The organism is Serratia proteamaculans (assembly GCF_004684015.1).
GTDB lineage: Bacteria > Pseudomonadota > Gammaproteobacteria > Enterobacterales > Enterobacteriaceae > Serratia > Serratia proteamaculans_F.
Genome location: NZ_SRIA01000011.1, coordinates 24,805 through 50,478 on the forward strand (window position 1 = coordinate 24,805; position 25,674 = coordinate 50,478).

The 25,674-nt window shown below is 55.4% G+C and carries 26 protein-coding genes; 5 read left to right on the forward strand and 21 right to left on the reverse strand.

Annotation, left to right across the window (positions count from 1 at the left end; genetic code table 11):
* Positions 1-42 precede the first annotated feature (42 nt).
* The 5 genes from E5C26_RS09050 to E5C26_RS09070 form a co-directional block, all read right to left on the reverse strand.
* Positions 43-840, reverse strand: a complete 798-nt coding sequence (locus E5C26_RS09050) for a DNA/RNA non-specific endonuclease (RefSeq protein ID WP_135315997.1) — start codon at positions 838-840, stop codon at positions 43-45.
* A 169-nt stretch (positions 841-1,009) separates the two neighbouring features.
* Positions 1,010-2,470, reverse strand: coding sequence for a TrkH family potassium uptake protein (locus E5C26_RS09055; RefSeq protein WP_135315998.1), 1,461 nt, complete (start codon positions 2,468-2,470; stop codon positions 1,010-1,012).
* A gap of 137 nt (positions 2,471-2,607) precedes the next feature.
* The gene (locus E5C26_RS09060) at positions 2,608-2,919 is read right to left on the reverse strand and encodes a hypothetical protein (RefSeq protein WP_085116193.1); all 312 of its coding nucleotides are present in this window, start codon (positions 2,917-2,919) and stop codon (positions 2,608-2,610) included.
* A 239-nt stretch (positions 2,920-3,158) separates the two neighbouring features.
* Positions 3,159-3,758 (reverse strand): NAD(P)H:quinone oxidoreductase, encoded by a 600-nt coding sequence (gene wrbA / locus E5C26_RS09065; RefSeq protein ID WP_135315999.1) that lies wholly within the window; start codon positions 3,756-3,758, stop codon positions 3,159-3,161.
* Positions 3,759-3,834: 76 nt separating this feature from the next.
* Entirely contained in the window at positions 3,835-4,452 is a 618-nt protein-coding gene (locus E5C26_RS09070) for a LysE family transporter (RefSeq protein ID WP_135316000.1), read from the reverse strand.
* A 68-nt stretch (positions 4,453-4,520) separates the two neighbouring features.
* Between E5C26_RS09070 and E5C26_RS09075 the strand changes: the two genes are divergently transcribed.
* Complete coding sequence (locus E5C26_RS09075) at positions 4,521-5,444, forward strand: LysR family transcriptional regulator (RefSeq protein ID WP_135316001.1); 924 nt, start codon at positions 4,521-4,523, stop codon at positions 5,442-5,444.
* On the opposite strand, the gene E5C26_RS09080 is transcribed toward E5C26_RS09075, so the two are convergent.
* Positions 5,428-5,901, reverse strand: a complete 474-nt coding sequence (locus E5C26_RS09080; RefSeq protein WP_135316002.1) for a helix-turn-helix domain-containing protein — start codon at positions 5,899-5,901, stop codon at positions 5,428-5,430. The genes E5C26_RS09075 and E5C26_RS09080 overlap by 17 nt on opposite strands.
* Positions 5,902-6,031: 130 nt before the next feature.
* Complete coding sequence (locus E5C26_RS09085; protein WP_135316003.1) at positions 6,032-6,607, reverse strand: helix-turn-helix domain-containing protein; 576 nt, start codon at positions 6,605-6,607, stop codon at positions 6,032-6,034.
* Between the two features lie 67 nt (positions 6,608-6,674).
* On the opposite strand from E5C26_RS09085, the gene E5C26_RS09090 reads away from it, so the two are divergent.
* The gene (locus E5C26_RS09090) at positions 6,675-7,592 is read left to right on the forward strand and encodes a DMT family transporter (protein ID WP_135316004.1); all 918 of its coding nucleotides are present in this window, start codon (positions 6,675-6,677) and stop codon (positions 7,590-7,592) included.
* Between the two features lie 26 nt (positions 7,593-7,618).
* On the opposite strand, the gene rutG is transcribed toward E5C26_RS09090, so the two are convergent.
* Genes rutG through rutA form a run of 6 tightly spaced genes read right to left on the reverse strand, consistent with a single transcriptional unit; the run spans position 7,619 to position 12,647 of the window.
* Positions 7,619-8,938 carry a pyrimidine utilization transport protein G gene (rutG, locus tag E5C26_RS09095; protein ID WP_135316005.1) on the reverse strand — a complete coding sequence of 440 codons (1,320 nt, stop codon included), beginning with the start codon at positions 8,936-8,938 and terminating at the stop codon, positions 7,619-7,621.
* A 56-nt stretch (positions 8,939-8,994) separates the two neighbouring features.
* Complete coding sequence (gene rutF, locus E5C26_RS09100; RefSeq protein WP_135316006.1) at positions 8,995-9,522, reverse strand: NADH-dependent FMN reductase RutF; 528 nt, start codon at positions 9,520-9,522, stop codon at positions 8,995-8,997.
* Positions 9,523-9,537: 15 nt separating this feature from the next.
* Complete coding sequence (gene rutD / locus E5C26_RS09105; protein WP_135316007.1) at positions 9,538-10,341, reverse strand: pyrimidine utilization protein D; 804 nt, start codon at positions 10,339-10,341, stop codon at positions 9,538-9,540.
* A gap of 24 nt (positions 10,342-10,365) precedes the next feature.
* Positions 10,366-10,752 carry a pyrimidine utilization protein C gene (gene rutC, locus E5C26_RS09110; RefSeq protein ID WP_135316008.1) on the reverse strand — a complete coding sequence of 129 codons (387 nt, stop codon included), beginning with the start codon at positions 10,750-10,752 and terminating at the stop codon, positions 10,366-10,368.
* A 48-nt stretch (positions 10,753-10,800) separates the two neighbouring features.
* Positions 10,801-11,547 (reverse strand): pyrimidine utilization protein B, encoded by a 747-nt coding sequence (rutB, locus tag E5C26_RS09115; RefSeq protein ID WP_135316009.1) that lies wholly within the window; start codon positions 11,545-11,547, stop codon positions 10,801-10,803.
* The gene (rutA, locus tag E5C26_RS09120) at positions 11,547-12,647 is read right to left on the reverse strand and encodes a pyrimidine utilization protein A (RefSeq protein ID WP_135316010.1); all 1,101 of its coding nucleotides are present in this window, start codon (positions 12,645-12,647) and stop codon (positions 11,547-11,549) included. The genes rutB and rutA overlap by 1 nt, the downstream gene beginning before the upstream one ends.
* A gap of 285 nt (positions 12,648-12,932) precedes the next feature.
* Between rutA and rutR the strand changes: the two genes are divergently transcribed.
* Positions 12,933-13,607 (forward strand): HTH-type transcriptional regulator RutR, encoded by a 675-nt coding sequence (gene rutR, locus E5C26_RS09125; protein WP_135316011.1) that lies wholly within the window; start codon positions 12,933-12,935, stop codon positions 13,605-13,607.
* Positions 13,608-13,650: 43 nt separating this feature from the next.
* Here the strand turns inward: rutR and cycA are convergent, their stop codons facing one another.
* The 8 genes from cycA to E5C26_RS09165 form a co-directional block, all read right to left on the reverse strand.
* Positions 13,651-15,051: a D-serine/D-alanine/glycine transporter gene (cycA, locus tag E5C26_RS09130; RefSeq protein WP_135316012.1), complete on the reverse strand. Its 1,401-nt coding sequence runs from the start codon at positions 15,049-15,051 to the stop codon at positions 13,651-13,653.
* A gap of 661 nt (positions 15,052-15,712) precedes the next feature.
* Positions 15,713-16,207: a DedA family protein gene (locus E5C26_RS09135; RefSeq protein WP_135316013.1), complete on the reverse strand. Its 495-nt coding sequence runs from the start codon at positions 16,205-16,207 to the stop codon at positions 15,713-15,715.
* 95 nt (positions 16,208-16,302) lie between these two features.
* The gene (locus E5C26_RS09140) at positions 16,303-17,541 is read right to left on the reverse strand and encodes an MFS transporter (protein WP_409513903.1); all 1,239 of its coding nucleotides are present in this window, start codon (positions 17,539-17,541) and stop codon (positions 16,303-16,305) included.
* A gap of 550 nt (positions 17,542-18,091) precedes the next feature.
* Positions 18,092-18,814 (reverse strand): enoyl-CoA hydratase-related protein, encoded by a 723-nt coding sequence (locus E5C26_RS09145; protein ID WP_135316015.1) that lies wholly within the window; start codon positions 18,812-18,814, stop codon positions 18,092-18,094.
* Positions 18,807-19,979, reverse strand: a complete 1,173-nt coding sequence (locus E5C26_RS09150) for an MFS transporter (RefSeq protein WP_135316016.1) — start codon at positions 19,977-19,979, stop codon at positions 18,807-18,809. Before E5C26_RS09150 ends, E5C26_RS09145 begins: the two co-directional genes overlap by 8 nt.
* On the reverse strand, positions 19,976-21,187 hold the full coding sequence (gene hemA, locus E5C26_RS09155; RefSeq protein ID WP_135316017.1) for a 5-aminolevulinate synthase: 1,212 nt from the start codon (positions 21,185-21,187) through the stop codon (positions 19,976-19,978). The genes E5C26_RS09150 and hemA overlap by 4 nt, the downstream gene beginning before the upstream one ends.
* A gap of 15 nt (positions 21,188-21,202) precedes the next feature.
* Positions 21,203-22,414 carry an acetyl-CoA C-acyltransferase gene (locus E5C26_RS09160; protein WP_135316018.1) on the reverse strand — a complete coding sequence of 404 codons (1,212 nt, stop codon included), beginning with the start codon at positions 22,412-22,414 and terminating at the stop codon, positions 21,203-21,205.
* Positions 22,415-22,423: 9 nt separating this feature from the next.
* Positions 22,424-23,953 (reverse strand): 3-hydroxyacyl-CoA dehydrogenase NAD-binding domain-containing protein, encoded by a 1,530-nt coding sequence (locus tag E5C26_RS09165; RefSeq protein WP_135316019.1) that lies wholly within the window; start codon positions 23,951-23,953, stop codon positions 22,424-22,426.
* A 348-nt stretch (positions 23,954-24,301) separates the two neighbouring features.
* Here E5C26_RS09165 and E5C26_RS09170 point away from each other — a divergent pair, with 348 nt between their 5' ends.
* Together E5C26_RS09170 and E5C26_RS09175 are read left to right on the forward strand one after the other, a co-directional pair.
* Positions 24,302-25,018 (forward strand): autoinducer binding domain-containing protein, encoded by a 717-nt coding sequence (locus E5C26_RS09170; RefSeq protein WP_135316020.1) that lies wholly within the window; start codon positions 24,302-24,304, stop codon positions 25,016-25,018.
* 177 nt (positions 25,019-25,195) lie between these two features.
* The gene (locus tag E5C26_RS09175) at positions 25,196-25,624 is read left to right on the forward strand and encodes a universal stress protein (RefSeq protein ID WP_135316021.1); all 429 of its coding nucleotides are present in this window, start codon (positions 25,196-25,198) and stop codon (positions 25,622-25,624) included.
* Positions 25,625-25,674 lie beyond the last annotated feature (50 nt).

Below are 25,674 nucleotides of genomic sequence, written 5' to 3' on the forward strand. Positions count from 1 at the left end.
ACGTAAAGAATAAAAAACCCGCCGCAGCGGGTTTCGGGGGAATTAGCTCTTGCAACCCATCAGTTCCGGCAGCACGCCCGGTTTGGCCTTCAGCGACGCCTGCACGTCTTCCGGCAGGCCCGCCCAGATAATCAGCCCAGTGCGCTTCTCAATTTCGTTAACTGTAACGCGGTACTGACAGAAATCGGCGTTTTTTGGAGTGTTTTGATCAAACAGAAACGCCGCATAGTGATTCACTTCCGGGCTGTTATTGATAAAAATCACCTTCCAGTAAGCGCTGGGAATGGTATGCGCTTTTTGGGTGCCCGGCAGTTTACCCATATTGCGCTCATACAGCGGACCGGTCACGGTATACACCGAACTGATGTCTGCCCGGTCAATCAGCTTGCGTTCCTGATCTTCCAACCGTGCCCAGGAACCCTGATTCAGGTCGGCCATCTGCGGGGTGATGTTGGAAAGGTAGTTCAGCGATTCCCAGTCAGAAACGCCGGCCAGCGAGGCCAACGGTGCCTGATGCCCACGGTCGACCTTCAGCGCTGCGTTGGCACCGGTGTAATCCGCCGGGATCAGCGTATCCGCTGGGTTCAGCGCCGGATCGGTCTTCCAGTTGCGCGTTTTGCCACTGGCTGGCGTGTCCTTGGTGATGTGATAAGCCACCCAGTTGGCGAACTTGGTGGTGCTGTTGTTGTTCAGCGTATAGGCGTGGCGAACGATCGACACATTGCTGCTGCCGCCGGTTGGGCAACCGACCGCACAGTTGTCGATGGACTCCAGCGTCTCGGCGGAGGCCTGAGCGGCAAACAGCAGGGCGGCCAGAGCTAACATCTTGTTAAAACGCATATTCATATCCTCAATAAGTTAAAACAATGCTGTATGTATTTACAGTAAAAATAACTTATCGCAATGAAACGAATACAACAATGCAACACATTCACGTTACGAATGTGTCAGCGTTGGTACAGCAAAGTTGAGGAAAAACAGGCTACACGGTGACAGGGCCGCGAAGATATCAAAAACGCCAAAAAGCGCGTGAGCACAAAATCAGCATAGGGTAAATCTCAAGACGGCCAAGCAGCATCGCCGAGCACATCAGCCATTTGGCCGCATCGCTGAGTGTACCGAACCCGGCGGCGGTTTCGCCAAAGCCCAATCCCATATTATTGATACAGGCGGCGACGGTCGCGAAGGAGGTGACCAGGTCATAGCCCATCAGGTTCAGCACCCAGACGAAGAAACAGCTGAAGAAGACATACAGAAAGAAGAAGCTCCAGACCGAACGCAACACGCGATCCTGAATCGGCGCGTTGCCAACCTTGATGGTGAAAATGGCGTTGGGATGAACCAGTTGGTTAATCTCATGCCGACTCTGCTTGTACATGATCAGAAAACGCAGTGCCTTGATACCGCCACAGGTCGAACCGACACAACCCCCGAAAAAGCTCGCCGCCAACAGCAGCATAATGGTGTGAGAGGGCATTTTGGCATAGTCAGCGGTGGCCAGCCCATTGTCGGTCATCATGGAACTGGTGAGGAAAAAACCGTGTACGAAGGAGTCTTTGGCCCCGTACATGCCAGAACGGTACAGTTCGAAGCAAACAATCGCCACGATAATCGACAGCACCAGCAGGAAAAAGCGCAGCTCCGGGTTGTTAAACAGCGGCTTCAGGCTGCGTCGTCCAACGACGACGAAATACAAAGTGAAGTTCACCGCCGCCAGAATAGAGAAGATCCCGCCGACCATTTCCACCGCCGAGCTATCGTAATAACCCAGGCTCTCATTGCGGGTGGAAAACCCGCCGAGCGAAACGGTGGAAATCCCATGGCAGAGGGCATCAAACCACGGCATGCCCGCAATGCGGAAGGCCACCGTACAGGCCAGTCCCAGGCCGAGATAAATCAGCCACAGGTTTTTCGAGGTGTCGGCCAGCCGTGGGGTCAGGCGTTCTTCTTTGAACGGTCCGGGCATTTCCGATTGATAAAGCTTGGCACCACCGATGCCGAGCAAGGGCAGTACCGCGACGGCCAATACAATGACACCGAGGCCGCCGATAAAATTGAGCTGGGAGCGGTAATAGAGGAAAGATTTGGGCAGGCCGGAGACATCATTGAGCACCGAAGCGCCGGTAGTGGTGATGCCGGATACGCCCTCGAACATCGCGTCAGTCAGGCTGATGTTTAGCGTGTCGTCCATCCATAACGGCAGGGCGCTGACCATCGAAAACAGCAGCCAGAACAGCACAATGATTAAAAAACCGTCCTGCGTGCGCAGTTGCACCTTGGCCTGACGGGTGCTAAACCAGCCCAAACCGCCGAGAGAACCGGCAATGACCAACGTATAGAAGAAAGAAAAAACGCTTTTTTCTTTGTACAACAACGCCACCAACAGGGGGGGAATCATTGACAGGCTGTAAAGGAAAACTAAAAAACTGCAAAGATGAATAACGACCAGGATCTGCTTATTCTTGACCATACTTGCGCCCGGGTTGCCTGTCGGCAATGAGTCAATTTATTCTTTAAGTATATAAAGAATAAGGCAGACGATATAAAAAAAGCGTAAAAATTCATATCGTCTGTGAAAGTTGGCACGTTTTTTAACCGTGCTGGCGATTATTCCAACAGGTTATTGACCGTGCGACGCACGTATTGCGTCATCTGCGCCAGATCCTCGGGTGACACTGGACCTCCACCGGCATGGACTACCTGCTGTTCAATCTGGGCAATTTCCTGCTCGACCTTATTGGCAATCTGTACCTTGACGATTTTATCCACCGACGAGAGCAAAACCTTCAGCACCACTTTCAGCGCCACATTCTCGCAGAACGAATCGTAGTGATGAACCGCAGGCGGCGCCGCGGGTGGTTCGGGGGCGCGTGGGGCCATAGCCTTGAAACTGTCTACATTTTCAATAATAAGATCCAGGTCCCTTATTAGTTCATCAAAATCTTTAGACACTGACTTATTTCCCTTCGCTATGCGCAAAAACAGAACGCCCGTCATCAGGGCACAGGGTGCTGATTGACGGGCAGAACGAATTTCGACCGTGACGTTCAGGTAGTGAATGGCAGGCTGAGCGGCATTTTAACCTTGCTGCGGGTTGGCAACAAGATGGGGCCGAAGGAATCAACGACCCCGCAGTGCAGGTAACAGAAGGTTATCGCTTAACTTTTCAGCTTGGCGGTGATTTTCGCCACGTGTTCGCCCTGATAGCGGGCAATGGTCAGTTCTTCCTGGCTCGGCTGGCGTGAGCCGTCCCCCCCGGCGATGGTGGTTGCGCCATAAGGCGTGCCGCCGCGCGTTTGGGAGACGTCAAACAGTTCCGGAGTGGCGTAACCGATCGGCACAATAATAAAGCCATGGTGCGCCAGGGTGGTCCAGGTGGAGGTAATGGTATGTTCCTGCCCGCCACCGGTACCGGTGGAGGAGAAGACGCTACCCACCTTGCCGTACAGCGCGCCAGAAGCCCACAGTCCGCCGGTTTGATCGAGGAAGGTGCGCATTTGCCCGGCCATGTTGCCAAAGCGGGTTGGGGTGCCAAAGATAATGCCGTCGTAATCGGCCAATTCCTGTGGGCTGGCCACCGGTGCTTTTTGATCTTGTTTACCGCCGGCTTTGGCAAAGGCTTCTGCCGGTATGGTTTCCGGCACCCGTTTCAGGGTGACTTCAACGCCACTGACCCGGCGAGCGCCTTCGGCCACCGCCTCCGCCAGGGTTTCAATATGTCCGTACATTGAGTAATAAAGGACCAAAATTTTCGCCATGTTCCATTCTCCGCTCTGGTGATTGAAAGAAATGCCCCCTAAGCATAGAAGTGAATGCTGAACTTATCCTTGCGGTTTATTTTATTCCGCTCATTGCCAATAGTGCGCCGAAGGCGATCAGCAAACCGCCGAAGGCGCTGTCGATAGCTTTGCGCAGGCGCATCAGGCGGGCATTGATACCGGGTGCGGAAAATAACAGTGCGACAGCGGTGAACCAGAGAATATGGGCGAGAGAAATAAACATCCCATAGCCTATCTGTACGCTGAGCGGCGTTTGCGGGTTAACCACTTGCATAAACAGGCTGACGATAAAAATAGTGGTTTTGGGATTGAGCACATTGGTCAAAAAGCCGGTTTTCAAGGCGGCGATATCGCTGACGGCAGCAGGCGTGCAGGAAGAAGACGCCTCGCTGGCACCGGCATTGCGCAGCATGCTGACGCCAAGATAAATCAGGTAGGCGGCGCCGATGGATTTCAGCAAGGTGAATAACCACAGCGATTGCTGGATCAAAACACCGACCCCAATCAGCGTATAACTGACGTGGATTAGTACGCCGGCCCCAATGCCAACGGCGGTCAACACCCCGGCGCGACGGGAGAGCAACAGGCTGTTGCGCGACACCATGGCGAAGTCTGGCCCAGGACTGATAACGGCGAGTAAAGTGATGGTGACGACAGCGAGGAGTTCAGTCATAGTGATCCTGTTAATAAATCAGAAGAGAGTCGCTGATTTATAAGGGGAATGGCGGACGGTGACAAACGATGAAAACTGACCATATTGGTGAGAATAACTCACGCAAATTTAACCGCCCTCTGTCGTTGGGGGGCTTAAGATGTTTTGAGGCCGCAGCACGTCTGGAAAGCTTTACTCAGGCGGCGAACAGCCTGAGTCTGACCCACGGTGCAGTTAGCCGTGCTGTCAGGGGGCTGGAGGATGAACTCGGTGTGGCATTGTTTGAACGCCGCCATCGGCGGGTGTACCTGACGGCGGCCGGTCGTACGCTATTGCAGGCGTCACAACAGGCGTTCGGCATCCTGGAACACACCGCGCAAACGCTACGGCAACAAGTGCAGGATGCGCCGCTGGTGCTGTCCTGCGAGCCGACACTGTTGATGCGCTGGCTGATACCTCGTCTGCCATCATTTCAGTCGGCGCATCCGGACATCAACTTGCAACTGGTGGCGGGGGGCGGGTCATTTTCGTTTCGCGACGGCATTAGTGCGGCTATTCGTCGAAATGATTTTGACTGGGGCGATAACCTGCACAGCGTGGCGTTGTTCAATGAGCGGGTCGGCCCCGTGTGCAAACCTGAAATGCTGCGGCGTTTTGTCACCGTCAGTGAGGGTCCACCGCAGTTAAGTCATGACGCGGTATTGCTGCATTCCGCCACCCGGCCCGATGCCTGGCGGCAATGGGCACAAGGGCAGGGCGTGATGCTGGAGGGGCAGCCGGAACAATGTTTCGACCATTTTTATTTCAGTTTGCAGGCGGCGGTCGCTGGGATAGGTATTGCTATTGGCCCGTGGCAGCAGGTGCGTGACGACGTTGCCAGCGGGGTGCTGTGTGCCCCCTTTGGCTTCTCGCCGGACGGCAGTGGTTACTGTTTACTGGCACCGCAAGCCATCCTGCCGGGCAGCTCGCTGGCCCGGTTGGCGGACTGGTTGCAACTTATGGCATGCGTTTGAGTTTTTCTGCCAGGCGTTGCTGTTGCCAGCGACTGAAGACATCACGCAACAGCAGGGTACGTGTGGCACGCATGACAATCGCGATGCACATACCGCCAATCGCCCACAGCGACCACAGATATTGCGGATGAGTAAACCAGTTAATGGCAAACAGCATCAGCCCGATGCAGGCAAACCGCACCGCCATGCTCAGCAGCTTGGTTTCCGCCTCTACCTGCCGGCGAATGGCCTGTTCGGCCTGATTGTTGTTCTCACGGTTTTCCTGCTGCGTCGGCTGATAAAGATCGCTGACCTGTAGTCCCAGAGCGGCGGCAATGGCGGTCAAGGTTTCCAGACTGGCCTGCTCGCCATTTTCAATACGTTGAACCGTGCGGGTACTGAGGCCGGCAATGGTGGCCAATTGCTCTTGTGACCAGCCCTTTTCAAGTCGCAATTGCCTGATGCGGTAGGTTTGCATGCTGTTCTCCAAAATGAACGTTCACTGAGCTCAAGTGTAGGGGCTGCCACCCTCGGCCGCCACGACAGTAGCATGACATGGGGACGACAGTGGGGTGACAGCCCGCTGAAAATGCGGGCTGACGTGGCGACTAGAAGGTGACGTTGCGGATAAAACGTAATGGCAGTTCGCTGCGGTTGGCGTAGGCATAGTGCTGATCGCTGTTGAACACCTGGGTTTGTCCGGCCTCCAGCGTCAGGGTTTGTTGTTCCAGTACCAGCGTCAGGCTACCGGCGATCACGTAGATAATTTCGCTCCAGCCTTCGGCATCCGGCACCGAATCGTAGTGCTCGCCCGGCATCAGCGTCCATTCCCACAGTTCAACCCGCTGGCGCGCAGGCACGCTGGCGGCGAACAGCGCCTGGCTTGCCGGTTGTACTCCTTGCCAGGCCAATTCACCCACCAAATGGCTGCCGCGCGCTTCAGGCGCCTGGATCAGGTCGGTGAAGGCGATATTCAGGGCGTCGGCCAGCTTGTCCAGCACCGCCAAACTGACGTTCCGGTCACCGGCCTCAATACCGGCCAGCATGCGGCGGCTGACGTCGGATTTTTCTGCCAACGCCACCTGGCTAAGCCCCGCCTGCTGGCGATAACCGCGCAGGTTGCTGCTCAGGTATTGCAGTACCTTGGGAGCTTCATGTTTACCGTTGTTCACTGTATTGCCCATCCGCAGGCTTTGCCTCATACTGGCAGGATCTGTGCATTATATTGCACCCAGCAGGAAGGGCAAGCCGGTGTCCGCAGTAAAAAAATCCTTTATTTCCACGTACATTCCCAAGATAAAGCGACAGGAAGCGGTGCTGATTTTCATCACCATGATCTGGGGCGGCACCTTTTTGGCGGTGCATCTTGCCATGCAGGTCAGCGGGCCGTTCTTTTTCGTTGGCTTGCGCTTCGCTGCGGCTACGTTGGTGTTGATGTTGTTCTCCCTGCGCAGTTTGCGCGGGCTGACCTGGTATGAGCTGAAAGCGGGCGTATTTATCGGCGTTGCCATTATGTTCGGTTACGGTCTGCAAACCGTGGGGCTGCAAACCATCAGCAGCAGTCAGTCGGCGTTTATTACCGCCATGTATGTGCCAATGGTGCCGCTGCTGCAGTGGCTGGTACTGGGACGTTTCCCCGGTGTGATGGCCTGGGTCGGTGTGTTACTGGCATTCACCGGCCTGATGCTGCTGGCCGCGCCGAGCAGTGCCGACATGACGTTCAGCATTGGCGAGATACTGACATTGGTTGGCACCTTGGGCATGGCCGCCGAGATCATTTTGATCGGTGCCTATGCGGGCAAAGTGAACGTTAAGCGGGTGACGGTGGTGCAATTGGCGACCGCCTCGGTAGCCTCATTCCTGATGATGGTGCCGACCGGTGAGTCGGTACCGCCGTATAGCAGCTACTTGTTGTACAGCGCGATTGGCCTGGGGCTCGCCAGTGCCATCATTCAAGTGACGATGAACTGGGCGCAACGCAGCGTTTCCCCTACGCGTGCCACGGTCATCTATGCCGGTGAGCCGGTCTGGGCCGGGTTGGTCGGGCGTATTGCCGGCGAACGTTTGCCCGGTGTCGCCCTGTTGGGGTGCGCACTGATCGTGCTGGGGGTGCTGGTCAGCGAACTGCGCATTCGCCGCAAAGGCAAAGTGGCACCGCTGGCCGAATAAGGCCCGTTGCCGGGCCAGGGTATTAATTAACGTACGGCACTGTCTGCCAGTGGCAGCGCTTTACGCCGGCGCAGCAGGGCATTAAGGATAATGGCGCCGAAAGTGGCCGTGCCTATCCCACCCATGGTGAAGTTGCCAATAGTCAGTGCAAAATCGCCTGCACCCAGTACCAGGGTGACGGCAACCATAATCAGGTTGCCGTTATCGCCCAGGTCTACTTTGTTTTGTACCCAGATGCGTGCACCTGCGACGGCGATCAGACCGAACACCACCACCGAGGCACCGCCCAAAACCGGGCCGGGAATGGTGTGGATCAGCGCGCCGAACTTCGGTGAAAACCCCAGCACAATGGCTACCAACGCCGCCGCGACAAACACCAGCGTAGAGTAAATTTTGGTCACCGACATCACGCCGATATTCTCGGCATAGGTGGTCACCCCGGTACCGCCCACCGAACCGGAGAGCATAGTCGCCAGTCCGTCCCCGACGAAGGCACGGCCGATATAGGGGTCGAGATCGCGACCGGTCATGCCCGCCACCGCTTTGACATGCCCGAGGTTTTCCGCCACCAGAATGATTGCCACCGGGGCGATCAGCAACATGGCGTGCAGGTGAAACACCGGCGTGGTGAACTGTGGCAGGCCGAACCAGGCTGCCTGGCTTAGTGCGCTGTAATCTACCGGTTTGCCAAGCCCAAAGCCGTTGGTGGCTATCACGTAGATTAAATAGGCGGCGATCAACCCCACCAGGATCAACAGCCGCTGTATCATTCCGCGGGTGAATACCGCGACCGAGCCAATACACAAAATAGTGACGACCGCCATCCAACTGTCAAAGTTGGAAGCTGAAACGCTGCGCACCGCGATCGGTGCCAGGTTAAGGCCAATCGCCATCACCACCGCACCGGTCACCACCGGCGGCATCAGGCGTTCGATCCAACGGGTCCCCACGCTCATCACCACCAGGCCGATCAGCAGGTACACCAGGCCGCAGGCGATAATGCCGCCAAGCGCCAGCGCAATATTCGGGTTAGCGCCCTGGCTACCGTAGCCGGTCAGAGTGATCACCAGCCCGACAAACGCCGCGCTGGAACCGAGATAGCTGGGTACCCGGCCGCCAACCACCAGAAAAAACAACAGCGTGCCGATGCCGGACATCAGAATGGCCAGATTGGCGTCAAAACCCATCAGCAGTGGCATCAGTACCGTGGCACCAAACATCGCCACCGCATGTTGCAACCCCATCACCAGCGTTTGCGCCAGCGAAAGCCGTTCATCGGGCGCGACAATCGAACCGTCCAGACTGCCTTGTTTCATGCGCCATTGGGGAAACCAGGTATTCGCCATCGTTATCTCCAAAATTTCAGGATGCAGGTGAATGTGTTTGAGCGGGTATGCGCCGATCATTGTTTCAACAGCGAGTGGTAGCGCCGGTCGAAATAGGCCAGACCGTGGCTGTCGTCATTACGCGTTAGCGCCACTGCCTGGCAGAACAAAATGTCGTGGGTGCCGACGCTGACAATCTGGCTGATCTGGCAGTCGAACGAGACCACCGCCCCGTGCAAAATGGGGGCGCCGGTCGCCAGCGTAGACCAGCGTGCTGCGGAGAAACGCAGGTCCATCGGGGTTTTACCGCCGAACAGATTCGACAGCGACTCATGCTCCGCCGCCAGCGTATTGACGCACAGCGTCTGATTTTGCTTGAACACCGAATAGACCGATGCGGAGCGGTTAAGACACACCAACAAGGTTGGTGGCGTGTCGGTGACGCTGCAGACTGCCGAAGCGGTAAAACCGGCCCGGCCGGCAGGACCATCGGTAGTGATGATATTGACCGCCGAACCCAGGCGTGCCATGGCGTCGCGGAAATCCTGTTTTTCTACATATGGCGGCTGTAGTGGTGTGTCGGCGAGCAGTGTCTGGCTTTGCATGGTGTGTCTCCGGGGTTAGGGTACCAGGCCGGTTTTGGCGTTTTGTGTTTTCAACAGCCAACCCAGCAGGATGCGGTTAAAGTGCTCGGAGTTGGTCACGCTCATGGCATGACCCCCGTAGGCCATCTCTGCCAGTTCGCCGTTCGGCAGGCTGGCCGCCAATTGATGCGAGCAGTGGTAGGGCACCAGCAAATCGTCGCGGGAGCACAGCGCCAGGGTCGGCGTGGTGATGTCCGCCAAATGTGGACGGAAATCGGTGTTCATCAAGGCATGCAGGCGGCGCAGCAGGTTTTCGGTACCCTGAAAATGTGCGGTCTGATGCTGCAACTCTTCATCCAGCAAACTCTGGTGCTGCGACAGCCAGTCGGCGGGGAACAGGAACAGCGGTTGGGCACGCACGTAGGCTTCCACGCCGCTGTTGAGCAGCAGATCCTGACGTACTTTAAAGCAGCGCTGGGTCTGGCTGTCCAGCGCCGACCAGCCGTTAACCACCACCAGCTTTTCGACCAGTTGCGGATACGTGAGCGCCAGTTGCAGGCCAATCATGCCGCCGAGTGCATGGCCGACAAAGTAACAGCGTTCTACATTAAGTGAGCGCAGCAACTGCGCCACTTCATCGGCCATATCGGCCATGCTGTAGCCGTCCGGCACGCTGCCTTTGCTGTGTGCGGTACCGAAGTGGTCGTAAACCACCACCCGGAAATGCTCACTTAGTGCGTTAATCTGTGGTTGCCAAAAACTGCCTGCGCCACCCAAACCGGCAGATAACACCAGCGTGGGTGCCAACGGCGTGTCTTTTCCCAAAATCTCAAAATACATGCTCAGTCCTCAGCGGATAATGACTCAGCGGCCCAGATGGGCCACGGTGGCAATTTCAATCAGGGCGTCCGGCTTTACCAATCCGCATTGAATGCAGTAGCGTGCCGGTTTGTCGCCGGGGAAATACTCGGCATACACCTGATTGATGGCGGCATAGTTTTGCCAGTCGGTGAGGAATATCGAGTTAAAGGTCACGTCGTCCATGTTGCCACCGGCAGTTTCAATCACGCTTTTGATGGTCTCCAGCACGTGACGGGTTTGCGCCGCCGCGTCACCGACGTGTACCACGTTATTGTCTTTATCGAATGCCAGCGTGCCCGAGACGTAAACCACGCCATCGGCCAGGGTGCCGGGCACGAAAGGAGCCAGCGGTTTGCCGGTGCCCGGCGGGGTAATAATGGTTTTTGGCATAGTGGTGCTCCTGGAGAAAATTAAATTTTGGTTAAAGGTGAGCAAAACTCATGCCGTCTGGCTGAGTGGGGCGGTGAGCACATCGCAGAAACTGTCGACGTCCGACACCCAGCCAAAGAAGGTTTCGATATTGTACAGCGCCGCCTGCTGGGCGAACGGCGGGCCGGCCTGGTGAGTGGCGTCGGCCAGCACGATGCCGAAATACTCGAGGAAAAAGCCATCACGCAGCGTGGATTCCACACAGACGTTGGTGGCAATGCCGGTAAACACCAGGTGATGAATGCCGTAAGAGCGCAGCAGGCTGTCGAGCTGAGTGTTGAAAAAGCCGCTGTAGCGCGGTTTCGGGATCAGAATATCGCCGGGCTGCGGTTGCAGTTCGTCCACCAGATCGTAATCCCAGTCGCCCTTGGCCAGCAGCTTGCCCATCAGTTCCGGGCGTTTACGCATGGTTTTCAGCGCGTTGGATTTATGCCAGTTGGGGGAGCCCTGGCCACCGGCTTCGACGTACTGGTTGTCCCAGCCGTTTTGGAAAAAAATCACCTTGATACCGGCGGCACGGGCAGCGCTGATGGCACGTTTGATGTTGGCGATCACCGGGGCGGTGGCCGAGACATCAAACCCGGCCAGATCCAGATAGCCGCCCTGCGAAGCATAGGCATTTTGCATATCGACCACGATCAAGGCGGTTTCCTGCGGCGCAAAGGCGATAGCCTCCGGCCGGGCGGGCAGGGTGAGGGTAACCCCGGCCTGCGGTGACTGGCGGCGCACTACCGGTTGGTTTTCAACAATTTTCATTATGCTACCTCGCGGCTTGCGGCAGTCTGTGGGCAAACGTCGGCGCGGCTTTTCATCAGTGGCTGGATGCGCTCGCCGAAGTCTTCCACCCCTGTGACGAAATCATCGAAGGTCAGCAGCACACCTTCGGTACCGGGCACGGTGGCGATTTCATCCATCATGCGCGCCACGTTGGCGTAGGAGCCGACCAGCGTGCCCATATTGATGTTGACGGCGGAGGTGGGATCCGCCATCTGGCGTACGTTGGTGTCGGCACCGGATTTGGTGTCCTTGCCGCTTTGCTCGGTCAGCCAGGCCAGGGCTTCGGTATCGGCCCCTGCTTTATAGCTTTCCCACTTGGCGCGGGCGGCCTCGTCGGTTTCATCGGCAATGACCATAAACAGCACGTAGCAGGCCACGCTGCGGCCTTCGCTATCCGCCGCGATTTTTAAGCGTGCAGCGGTTGGCGCAAAGGCGGTCGGCGTGTTGACGCCCTTGCCGAAGCAGAAGTTGTAATCGGCATATTTGGCCGAGAAGGCCATGCCCGCGTCACTTTGCCCGGCGCAGATCACCTTGATATCCGCCTGTGGCTGCGGGCTGACGCGGCAGTCGTCCATCTGGAAGAACTCGCCTTTGAAATCGGATTTACCGGTGCCCCACAGATCGCGCAACACATTGACGTACTCCGCCAGATAGTCGTATCGACGGCCGAAGTAATCGTCGCCCGGCCACATGCCCATCTGCTCGTATTCTGGCTTCTGCCAGCCGGTCACCACATTCAGGCCAAAACGCCCATTGGAAATGGAGTCAATAGTGGAGGCCATGCGGGCGACAATTGCTGGTGGCATGGTCAACGTAGCCGCCGTGGCGTAGATCTTGATGCGTGAGGTGACGGCGGCCAGCCCGGCCATCAGGGTGAAGGACTCCAGGTTGTGGTCCCAGAATTCGGTTTTGCCCCCGAAACCGCGCAGTTTGATCATCGACAGAGCGAAATCGAAGTTGTAGTGCTCGGCCTTCTGCACGATGGTTTTGTTGAGTTCAAACGTCGGTTGGTACTGCGGGGCATTGCTGGAAATCAGCCAGCCGTTGTTGCCGATCGGGATAAATACGCCAATTTTCATTTGAACACCTCGGTTGCTAGTGAAACGGATCATGCGTCGCCTGAATGTTTTCTGCGGGCGGCGCTGGATACGGAGGCTTTTGCAAAGGCGGTGCCAGTTTTTAAAATGGATTATTTATCAATGGATTGTTTTTATTTCGCGATTTTCATGTTGAGTGAGTGGTCTAAAACAGACCATTTGGTCAAAACGGCATGCACAAAAAACAGGCGTAACTGCTCATTAAAGGTGCAGAAAATCACTCGGAAGGGGTAGGTAAAAGCGTGGGTTTCACCCAATGGCTTTGTTATGCTGGCCAAAATCAGGTTGTGCCAAGGAGCTGTAGTGAAGCCACAAGCCGTTAAACCCCCTACGCGCCGCTCGCGTGCGGTGGCCGCAAAACGTAGCGCTATCCTGGATGCGGCACTGGAGTTTTTCTCGCTGTACGGTATTCATGGCACCAGTCTGGACCAGGTGGCAGAACGTGCCGACGTGTCCAAAACCAATCTGCTGTATTACTTCCCTTCCAAAGAAGAACTGTATCTGGCGGTGCTGAAAGATATTCTCGACGTCTGGCTGGCGCCATTGAAGGCGCTGCGCGCCGATCAGGAACCCTTGCAGGCGATCCGCGAATATATCCGACTAAAACTTGAGGTATCCCGCCATCATCCGCAGGCATCACGGCTGTTTTGTCTGGAGATGATCCAGGGCGCCCCCTTGTTGAAACAAGAGCTGCAGGGCGGGTTGAAGGCGCTGGTGGACGAGAAGTCCGGGATAATTGAGCGCTGGATCGCCGCAGGCCATATCGCGGCGGTCGAGCCGCACCACCTGATCTTTATGTTGTGGGCAACCACTCAGCACTACGCCGATTTTTGGGTGCAGGTGGAGGCGGTGACCGGCAAAACCCTGGACGATGAGGCGTTTTTTCAGCAGACGGTGGAGAACGTGCAGCGGGTGATTATCGAGGGGATTCGGCCGCGCTAAGCGGATGAGAGCAGGGGGATAGCGAACTATCCCCCGAGGAATGTTAAGCGGTTTTCTTTTTGCGCAGGAACACGTAGGACAGACCGAGCACCACAAACCACAGCGGCGTGACGATCAGCGCCTGGCGGGTGTCTTCGCGCAGCGTCAGCAGCACCAACACAAAGGCGAAGAACGCCATACAAACCCAGCACATCAACTTGCCGGCCGGCATCTTGTAGACCGACTTCTGGTGCAGCGCCGGGCGCTGTTTACGGTAAACCAGATACGAACACAGGATGATGGTCCAGACAAACATAAACAGGATCGCCGAGACGGTGGTCACCAGTGTGAAGACCGTCATCACGTTCGGGATCAGGTAAATCAGGACTACCCCACCCAGCAGGCAGATACAAGAGAAGGTCAGGCCGTTAGCCGGTACCGCCCGCTTGGACAAATTGGCGAACGACTTGGGCGCATCGCCTTCCTGTGCCAGACCGAACAACATGCGGCTGGTGGAAAACACCCCGCTGTTGGCGGAAGAGGCGGCGGAGGTCAGCACCACAAAGTTGATCACGCTGGCCGCCGCAGGCAGGCCAATCAGCACGAACAGTTCGACGAACGGGCTCTTGTCGGCGACCACGGAACTCCATGGCGTGACCGACATAATCACAATCAGCGCGAACACGTAGAACATGATGATGCGGATAGGAATCGAGTTAATCGCGCGCGGTAGCACTTTTTCCGGGTCTTTGGTTTCAGCCGCGGTGGTGCCCACCAGTTCAATGCCGACAAAGGCGAACACCGCAATCTGGAAACCGGCGAAGAAGCCGCTGATGCCTTTCGGGAACATGCCGCCGTCGTTCCACAGGTGTGAGAACGACGCGACGGTGCCGGTAGGCGACTGGAACTGCATGGCGATCATCACCAGCCCGGCGATGATCAGCCCGACAATGGCGACGATTTTGATCATCGCGAACCAGAACTCCATCTCACCAAACATCTTCACCGTCGCCAGGTTCAGGCCCAGCAACAGCAGAATACACAATAACGAAGCGATCCACTGTGACAGTCCGGGGAACCAGAACTGTGCGTAGGCGGTGATCGCCACCACGTCGGCAATACCGGTGACCACCCAGCAGAACCAGTAGGTCCAGCCGGTAAAGAAGCCGGCCCAGGGGCCGAGCAGGTCGGCGGCGAAATCGCTGAAGGATTTATATTCCAGATTGGAGAGCAGCAGCTCGCCCATGGCGCGCATCACGAAGAACAGCATAAAGCCGATGATCATATACACGAAGATGATCGAAGGCCCGGCCAGGCTGATGGTTTTGCCGGAACCCATAAACAGACCTGTACCGATAGCGCCACCAATGGCAATCAGTTGAATATGTCGGTTAGTTAGGTTTCGCCGTAGATGATCTTCTGATTCTGGCGCGGCCTCTGCGGCTATTTTAGAGTGATCTACCATCTGATGATGTCCTGTTTTACCTGTCATGAGTGAAATAGCGAGCTCTGAAGTGGCTCTTTTTTATACGATTATCCGGTTATCCCGGCTTTAGTAAGGTAGTGCAATAACGCCACCTTTGTGCAACATGTTTACAACATTTATGCGAGGGATAAAAGTCGATTGTTCTTTACACAGCGGAGGCAAATCGGACGTCTTGGGGGCGGAAGATTACTCTGGCTCTTGACAGATTAATAGCCCTAATGCGGCTTATCTTATTGATAAAACAGAGGGTTAAAAAATCCGCATGAGAAAAACTAATGGGTGTAAGCGTTTGACCTTCGGGGGACGAGATGAATAAGTCAACGGGTAGGGCCGCAGGCAAGATGATGAGCATTCTGGGTGTTATACCAATTGATTACAGAGTTGCATTCATCATTACTTATCAATAAAATCAATGTGTTATTATTTTTCTCTCTGCGCGTTTTTTTAAGAATAATACTTAATTGAGACTCGCCCCACAAAAATGGCATCCTCCCTGCGTGAATATTCAGTTAAGTGATCTGACGCAAGTTGGAGGTATCTACGCACCTTTTATCTCGAACCATACCTCCCATTTCCTGCAAAATTGATAATGGGACTTCGATTGAATTGACCGCATTTTCCAGGCCATATTACTGCCGGTTCAAAACACTCGGCTAACCAACATCAAGGCCAGCGCCCAAATGCCAGCGGACAACGCACTGGCGCCATAAACCTGCCTGAGCGGCAGGGCAATCATGCCGGCGACCAAGGGCACGGTGTAGCGCATCACCGCCAAGAAACGTGAGATAAACAGCAGCGGCAGGCCTTTCTTCTGTAGCGCGGTTTTTGCATGGTGCAGGGGAGCCTGGAATCTGACCGGTAACTTTTTGAGTGAGCCGCCGTGGCAGAACAGCGCACCGCAATGGAAGGACAAGATAGAGCCGAGCAGGGCACCCAGGGTAATTGCCGCCCAGACATGGGCGTCGGGGAGCACGGTTTTACCGGCGACGATGCCCAGCATCAAGGTGACGGAAGCCGGTGGCAGCAGCGAGGAAATGAAAATCACTGACTTGCCCAGCGCAAATAAAAAGATGATCAACCACAGAAATTCAGGTTCCGGGCTGTATTTGGCGATAATGGTGGTGAATGTCTCCATGGAGGCCCTCAGAATCGATGTCCGAGGACCAGTGTCCCATTCACCGCCTCAATAGAAGCTAAATTGAATGGGCTTCAGTCGCCTGTCGTCCAGGTTTATCCGTTAGCCCGAACCTCGCGTACCGCGCTGTTTGCAGCCCAACCTTTGAGTGCCAAAATTAGTGCGGCGCAAAGCAAAGAGAAAATGGCCAGTACGATAAGCCCGGCATGCGGACTGTTAAACCAAAGATCTGCTTCGGTGCGGATTAACGGTGCCAGGAAACTGAACAGTGCGCCCAACGTAGTACAAAAGCCGATGCCGGCGGCCAGTGCTGGGCCTGAGAGGATCTGTGCCGGAAAAGTCCAGAATATCGGTTGTACGGCCAGGAAACTGACGGCGCAGAAACACAGTGCGACAATGGCGATTATCGGACTGGCGTAGGAGGAAATAACCAACCCCAGAGCGGCAATCACCATGCAACCAACGGCAATGGGCAAGCGGCGGGAGGTTTTGCGATCGGCATAACGGGGGATGTAATAGACCCCAAAGGCAGAAACGGCCCAGGGAATAGCCGCGACCAGCGAGGCCTTAAAGCCGATATTGGTGCCCATCAACGAAGCAATCTGTGACGGCAGGAAAAACAACAGGCCATACACCCCGATCTGGATGGTGCCGTAAATAAAGGCCAGGTGCCAGACTTTGGTATTCTTCAGCGCTTGTTTCACACTGCTTGCCTCGGTGCTTTTTTGCTCAATGGCCAGTTGGGTGACCAAAGCCTGTTTTTCTTCGGGGGCCAGGTAACGTGCCTTGCTTGGGTTATCGTCAAGATAGAAATAGGTAAATATTCCCAGCGCGACGGCCGGCAAACCCTCCAATACAAACATCCAGAACCAGCCCGGTTGGCCCAGTATCCCATGCATTTCGAGTAGCGCCCCGGAAATAGGTGAACCGAGCGTTAACGCCGCCGGAACACCGAGCACAAAAATCCCGATGACCGATGCCCGTACCTTGTTGGGAAAATAAATAGAAGCAAGCAGCAGGATCCCAGGGTAGAAGCCGGCTTCGGCCAGTCCCAGCAGGAACCGCAAGGCAATAAATTGCATTTCATTGGTGACAAAACCGGTACAGGCGGAAAGCGCCCCCCAGACTGCCGTAGTGGCGCTGAGCCAGACTTTTGCCCCCAGTCGGTTCATCAGCAGGTTGGCTGGAATACCAAAGATGGCGTAAGCCGCGAAAAAAATCCCCGCCCCCAAGGCAAAGGCGGATTGTGACAAGGCGATATCCACCGACATGGCATCTTTGGCAAAACCTACGTTCACCCGGTCGATAAAGGCGATGAAATACAGAGAGAACATCAGAGGAACCAATCTGCGCCAGGTTTTATGGATGGCTGTATTAAGCACGGGGTTGGTGTGGGTCGTATTATTCACTGGGCTAAACCTCTCACGGGTTGAACGACTTTGGCTGACGGAAGGCCGACATCTTTGCTACATCCACGGCCACTGCGGATAAATCACGGTCGGTTCTCAGGGTGTTGCTTAAAGGTTCAAAGGCCTAATGGTCAGGCCATTGAGGGCGAAAAAATGAGACGAAACATAGCCGATACCCGCTGCAGTTATGCAAACTCAGCGGTGGCATACATTTGGTTTACATTCAATTAACCAGAAAGTCACACGATGCCAGGGGCGATTCAAGCACCGTGATTGATATCTGTGCGCGTAATCACTGAATGCCTGGCGATGAGTGACTGTCGCGATCCCTTCCTGTTTATGCAGCCATTTGATTCGTTGAAGAGCTAAGCGGGCAAAAAAAAGCCCCGCAGAGCGGGGTTAATGGCTTCTCAAACACTGTCTTGTAGTGATTAAAAATTAGACTGCGAATGATTGCCATTCACTCAGAATGTTCTTAAAAGGATTTTACCGCGGCCTGGCGCACCCGTTCCACCCAACTTTGCTGGTAGGTAAAGGAAGGGGCTTCATGCCGGTTTAAACCTTGGTGGACGATGGCTTTCACCGCCTGAGTTGCCAGCGGATTTTTTTGTGCAATCTGCCGGGCGACAGTTAGCGCCTCCTCGCGTGCGCTGCCCTCACTGATGCGGGAAATGGCCCCCTGTTGCCAGGCTTCCTGCGCGCTGATGACTCGGCCGGTCAGCAACCAGTCGAGAGCGATGTAGGGTGAAATGCGCGCCGGCAACCGTGAACATCCTCCTTGTGCGGCAATCAATCCCAACCCGCTTTCCGGGAAACTGAACTGTGCGCGGTGGTTGGCGACGATCAGATCGCAGGCCAGCGCCAGCTCGAAACCACCGCCGAAGGCGATGCCATCCACGGCGGCAATAATCACCTTGGTAAGCTGGGCATGAACCAGGCCGGCAAATCCCCCCGGTTCGACCACCGGCAGTTCGCCCCGCTGGAAGGCCTTAATGTCCATGCCGGCGGAAAACACCTGCGGCAGGCCGGTCAGCACTATCACCCGAACGGCATCATCCTGTTCGGCCCGTTGCAGATAACCCTGGATCAGCTGCGCCATCGCCAGATTGATGGCGTTCTTTTTTTCCGGCCGGTTCAGGACGATCACCGCAATGCCGTCATTTTGCTCATACAGCACCGGGAGCGGCAGGTCACTCATTGGCTTTTTCTCCCTGGAAGAACACCAACGTCAGCAGCAGGGCGATGGCCCCCAGCGGCAGCGAAAACAGGGGGAGATAAAAGGCCGGCAGCGCATACAGCGTCAGGCCACCCAGCATACCGCCCGCCGCGATACCGGCATACAGCACCGAACTGTTGAGTGAAACGGTCAGCGCGCCAAAGCGTTTGGACAGCGACAACAGGTGGTGCTGGATTGGCACCAGATACATCCAGCCGGTAATGCCCCATACCAGAAAGATCGCCAGTACCCACCAGGGGGAACTGACGTAAAAGGCCAGCAGGAACAGCGAAACGGTTTGTACCGATACCGAAAACAACAGCACAAACTTGCTGCCGAAGGTATCGGTCAACAGGCCGGAAACGAAGTTACCGATGACGGCGCCAATACCGAACACCAGCAACGCGATCGGTAAAATAGCCTCCGGGCCAAACTGGGTGTTTTTCAGCAATACGCTCACATAGCTGTAAACGATATGCTCGGAGCAGACGGCGAAAAAGGTGATCAACAAGGTGGTCAGTACCGCTTTTTGTCGCAGCGGATCAAGCCGCTCTTTCAGCGTGTGTTTACCCGGTGCCGCGATGGTGCTCAGCGCCAGCGAAAGCCCCAGCAGTGAAACCGCCCCCAACAGGGCGATCAGTAAAAAGATTTCCCGCCAACCGATCAACTTTGCCAGGAAGGTGCCGAAGGGAATACCGAGGGCAATAGCCAAGGTCATGCCGCCGTAAACGATAGATATCGCTAACCCGCGACGCTTTTCTGCGACCAGCCCAACCGCAGCCGCCGCGGCCTGCGGCGTATAGCAAGCTGCGCCCAGCGCCGCCAGCACCCGCCCGGCAGACATTTGCAAAAAACTGTCGGCATAGGCGCACAGCAGATTACCGGCGATAAATAACACCAGGGCCAACTGCAAAATATGTTTGCGATTGAGGTTACCCAGCAGCCAGGCGGTCAGCGGGGCAAACAGCATATAGGCCAGGGCAAATACCGAGATTAACTGCCCCGCTTGCGCGGGGCTGACGGCAAAGGTGCCGGAAATCTCGTCGAGGATACCGGCGACAATAAACGCGTCAGTCCCGATGGCAAAGGTGCCGGTCGCCATCAGACACAGCGTAAGAAAATGGCCGTTATAGTCCGTCAACTTCATCCTGCTCTCCGTAACTGATTGGCGTCCCAGATTTTGCTTAACGCCGCCAGGAAATATTCCACGTCCTCATGAGTATGAGCAGAGGTCGGCGTAACGCGCAAACGCTCACTACCGGCCGGTACCGTCGGGGCGTTTACCGGCTGCACGTAAATATCGTACTCATCGAGCAGTTGTTTGCTGATGTGCTTGTTGCGGTGTGGATCGCCGACCAGTACCGGCAGAATGTGACTGTCCTGCGAGACCAGTGGAATACCGGCTTCGCGCAGGCCGGATTTCAAGTGGTCGATAATCGCCAGCAGGTGCTTGCGCTGGTTGTCATGCTCCAGGTTGTATTTGAAGCTGGCCAGCGCGGCCGCCACTACAGGAGCCGGGGAAGAAGTGCTGAAGACAAACGCCGGCGACCAGCTACGCACCGCTTCAACCACTACGCGGGGGGCGGCGATGTAGCCACCGGCAGCCCCGTAAGATTTGCCAAAGCCGCCCTGAATAATGGTTATCTTGTCCAACAGGCCAAGTTGCTCGGCATAGCCTAACCCACGATGACCGTAAACGCCGGCGGAGTGGATCTCGTCCAGGTAGGTCAGCGCCTGATATTGCTCAGCCAGTTCCACAATTTGTGCCAGCGGCGCAAAGTCACCGTCCATTGAATACAGCGACTCGAAGGCGATCAGCTTGGGCCGATGCGGGTCGGCGGCCTGCAGCAGTTCGGCCAGATGGGCCACGTCATTGTGGCGGAAGATTTTTTTCTCCGCCTTGCTGTAACGGATACCGTAAATCATCGAGGCGTGGTTCAACTCATCGGAAAACACAATCAGATCGGGAATGGCATCGCACAGGGTGGACAAGGTGGCGTCATTGGCACCGAATCCGGTGGTGAACAGCAGCGCCGACTCTTTGCCGTAGGCACTGGCTAACAGGGTTTCCAGCTCAGTGTGATAGACCGAAGTGCCGGAAATGCTGCGTGCGCCGCAGGTGCCCAGCCCGACGCGGTTCACCGCTTCGGTGGTGGCCAGGATAACTTTAGGGTGATGGCTCATGGCCAGATAGTCATTGGAGCACCAGACGTTCAGACGGCGTTCACCGTTCTGGCCATGGCTGGTGGCCCAGGGTTTATCCAGTACGCTGCGTTCCAGATTGAGGAACTCCCGGAAGCGGCCCTGTTTTTTGGTTTCGGCCAGTTTTTCTTCAAGAATGTTCAATACGCTCATACGGAATTCCTTGCATTAGAGGGCTTTAATGACCAATGAAACACCCTGGCCGACACCGACACACATTGTCACCAGCGCATGATTTAATTGTCGGGTATGCAGCTCCAGCGCGCTGGAAAGCACCAGTCGTGCGCCGGACATACCCAGCGGATGCCCGAGGGCGATGGCTCCGCCGTTGGGATTGATCCGTGTATCCTTGAAGTCGATACGCCAGCTTTGTAGTGTCGCCAACACCTGGGCGGCAAACGCCTCATTAATTTCAATCACGTCAAAATCGTTCAGGGTAAAGCCGGTTCGCGCCAGCAGCCGATCGGTGGCGGCGATCGGCCCGATCCCCATCAACGATGGGGCGACGCCAGCGCTGGCGCTGTCACCGATTTCCGCCAGTGGCTGCAGCGACTGGCGTTTCACATAGCGGCCGCTGGCCAGCAACAGCACCGCAGCGCCGTCATTGATGCCGGAGGCGTTACCGGCGGTGACCGAGCCGTCGGCGGTAAATACTGGTTTCAGCGCCTGTAATTTTTGCAGCGTGGTCTGACGCGGGGACTCATCCTGTCCGAAGGTTTTGCGGGTTTTACGGTCGGCCTGCACCTCAAGCGGGGTTATCTCTTTAGCCAGACGGCCATTGTCGATCGCCCGCCAGGCCTTCTGCTGCGAGGCCAGGGCAAAAGCATCCTGATCTTCACGGGATATCCGGTACTGTTGCGCGACGTTCTCCGCCGTAATGCCCAGCGGATCGCTGCCATAGCGCTGTGCCAACTGCGGATTGATAAAGCGCCAGCCCAGGGTGGTATCGTAGAGTTTGACGCCCTTGTCGAAAGGCGTTTCACTTTTGCCCATCACGTAGGGCGCGCGGCTCATGCTTTCCACACCACCGGCCAAGACCAGATCGCTGAGGCCACTTTTTATTTTTGCGCTGGCGTAGATCACCGCATCCAGCCCGGAGGCGCACAGCCGGTTAAGGGTAATCGCCGGCACGCCCAGATCCAGGCCGGACAGCAGGGCTGCCATCCGGGCTACGTTACGGTTGTCCTCACCGGCCTGATTGGCGCAGCCAAGGATCACTTCATCAATATCCGGTTCGGTTTCAGGGTACCGTTGCAGCAGCGCGCGGATAATCGAGGCTGCCATATCGTCCGGGCGGGTTAATGCCAGGCTACCGCCATAGGCGCCAATGGCCGTGCGCGTGCCGTCGATCAGATAGACTCCATCGTCTTTAATCGTCATGGTTATTCCTTAGGGCGCGACGGCCAGCTCTGGCCGGGGGGTATTGAGCAAAGAGTAGTGCGGGTAATAACGGGCGGAATGCAGCAGTTGCGCCATATTGTCCAGCGTCGACTTCACGTTTTTTTGCCCAAGCTGTGCCAGCCAGCTAAAGATGCCATCGGCATAGTTAACCCCGGCCACCGCGGCGGTATCGATATCCGCCCGGCTGCAAACCCCGCTCTCCACCATAATCACTGACTCATTGATCAGGCTGCTCAGGACGCGGGCGACAATCAGGCCCGGGGAGTCTTTAATAAACTCCACCTGTGGGATCAACGTTTGCAGCAGCGTCAGAAATAGCGCTTTATTGGCCGTGCTGGCGTCCTGGCTGTGGGCAGCCACCAGATAGGCGGTATCTGCGTAATTGAGCGCGGCGTCGATCACGAAGGTATCGAGTTCGGTCAATTCAGCCAGCAGATTGGCCGTGCGACCATCGGTGATTTTGACGGCCATGGCGTCATTTACCTGGATAAAGCGGCCCAGCTTTGGCCGTTCCGGCTGGCGATTAATCTGCAGCCCTGGCCAGAGCGCTAAAGCGCGCTGTTGCAACAGGTCGAACAGGCTATGTTCACCATAAAAATGCAGTGAGGTCAGCGTACCGCTGCCTGCATCGGCGGTGCTGGGCTCGACGGAAGAGGGGGTAAAAAAGGATTGGCCGTTTTTCTTCCCCAGCAGCCCGGCATCCACCAGCGAACGTTGCAAATGGCCGGGGGTATAGCGGGGGTCGTACTGCATGTCCTGCCAAATCTGGCTGCTGACCTGATAGTTAATATCCTGGCCGATAAAATCGGTCAGCTCCAAAGGCCCCATGCGAAAGTGGCCACCGGCCTTGAGCGCACGGTCGATCTGCGGTGCCAGCGCCACGTTCTCTTCCAACAGCCGGAACCCTTCCAGATAAAAAGGTCGCGCCATCCGGTTGACGATAAAGCCCGGTGTGGCTTTGCAGACCACAAACTGTTTGCCAATCGCCGTCACCAGCTGCTGACAACGCAGGCTGGTGGCCCGGCTGGTAAAGTAGGACGGAATAATTTCGATCAGTTTCATCAGCGGGGCCGGATTAAAGAAGTGCAGGCCGATAAAACGGGCGTTATTTTCGACGCCTGCCGCCAGCTTATTCAACGACAGTGAGGAGGTATTGGTGGCGATAATCGCCTCTTTTTTCACCGTGGCTGCAATCGCCGAGAGGATCTCATGTTTGGTCGGTTCATGTTCCGCGATAGTTTCAAGCACCAAATCGCTGTCGGCGATAGCGTCGAAAACGGGAGAGAAAACCAGATTGGCCAATATCTCGCCTTTTTTCTGTGGGCTTATTTTTCCACTGTTTAATTTCTTGTCCAGGTCACGGAGAATATAGTCCCTGGCCTGATTAAGATTATTACCGCTACGATTATAAAGTAGGGTTCGTATGCCGTTTTGCGCCAGAAGATAGGCTATACCTCTGCCCATGGTTCCGGCACCAATAACAGCGACCGAATGGATTGCCGAATTATTCTCTGCCATAAAAATCCCCGTGAATATTTTTCTGCCATGCGAAACTCGCAAATGCTTATTATTTATTTGGCTTTTAAAAGCACCCGATGCCTATGGCGAAGGTAATGGGCATAGCTGCCAGTGTCTAACGGTAGAAGTGACAGGTTTACAATAAATCGGCTTTATGTTACTCGCGTAATTTTCGCTATTAATACCATTTAAAGACGTTGTTTATTAATATCCAGGGGGGACATAGCTGTTTTTGATATAGGTATGGTACTTTTTATACTATGAAACGGCTGTTGCCGCTCCAGCCCCTCCACTATAGTTAATCTTACTTATCGATAACCCGGTGCGGCCTTCTGGAGAACCTGTTTTATGGACACCCACCTTCAGCCTTTAATGGATGCCTTACTGATCAGTCTGCCAGACCGCGAGGTTTTTTTAAGCCAACTGGCACCTTGTGCCCAGGCGCTGGGTTTTGAATACTTTTCTTATACGGTTTTTTCCTGCTACCCGGCCAGCCGCCCCAAAATGCTGATAGAGGGCAATTTCCCCGAATCCTATCTGGAGGGCTACCGCAAGTTGCGGGTCTACCTGCAGGATCCGGTGATTGAGCAGGCCCATCACTCCACGCTGCAATTTTATTGGGATGAACATTTCTACCAGGACAAGCCAGAGCTGTGGTGGCGTATGGCCCAGTTTGGTATCCGCGAAGGCTGGTCGCAGTCGGTCAAGGATTGTTCTGGCCGACTCGGCATCCTCACCTTTGCCGGAAAAAGTATTCCCGTTCAGTCGCCGCAGGCCAGCGCGCGTCACGAAACCTTCTTTCTGTGGTTGGCGCAGATTGTTCATAAAACGCTGCGTGAAGCATTAATATCGATAAACGACGAGGCGATCAAAGATGTGCTGACGCTGCGTGAGAAGGATATTTTGCGCTGGTGCAGCGAAGGCAAAACCTCGGAAGAAACTGCTCTGCTAATGGGGCTGAGTGAGCGGACGGTGAACTTCCACATTGGTAATTCGATTAAAAAGCTTTCGGTGGCCAATAAAACCGCCGCTACGGCGAAAGCGGTGTATTTACAGCTTATTTAACCACGTTTGAAATAGTTAATCGGCTAGCCGTTGGAAATGTGATGTTTATATTTTGTTAAATAAGGAATTATCCTGGTCAGTATTTACCGCCGATCACAAAAGCGCGAGAAAGCAGTTCACCCTTATCCTTCCCGGCAGTAACCTGTAGGCACCAAGGTTGCATAGAAGGGATGTGATATGTACAAGACCATATTAGTGCCGATAGATATTGAAGAAGATCTGTTGACCGAGCATGCGCTGGAGCATGTTGAGTACCTGGCGAAAATCTCCGGGGCCAAAGTGCATTTCTTCCATGCATTGCCGGATGCGTCGGCATTTGTTACCGCTTATTCTTTCGGTATCAAGGAGTTTGAGAATCAGGCGGAAGTGAAGGCGGTAGATAAGCTCAAAAAAATCATGTCGGAAGTCGATATTCCGCTGGATCGTCTGGATTACACCATCAGCTTTGGTTCGCCGCGCGATGAGGTCCTGCAGCTGGCGGAGGAAATCAAGGCCGATCTGATCATCATCGGCTCACGTCGACCGAGTGTTAAAACCTACCTGCTGGGTTCCAATGCGGCGGCCATTGTGCGCCACGCCAATATCTCGGTGATGGTGGTCAGGTAATCTTTTTAAATCAGGCCCGCCTCAGGCTAATGACAAAAGCTCGTTATTAG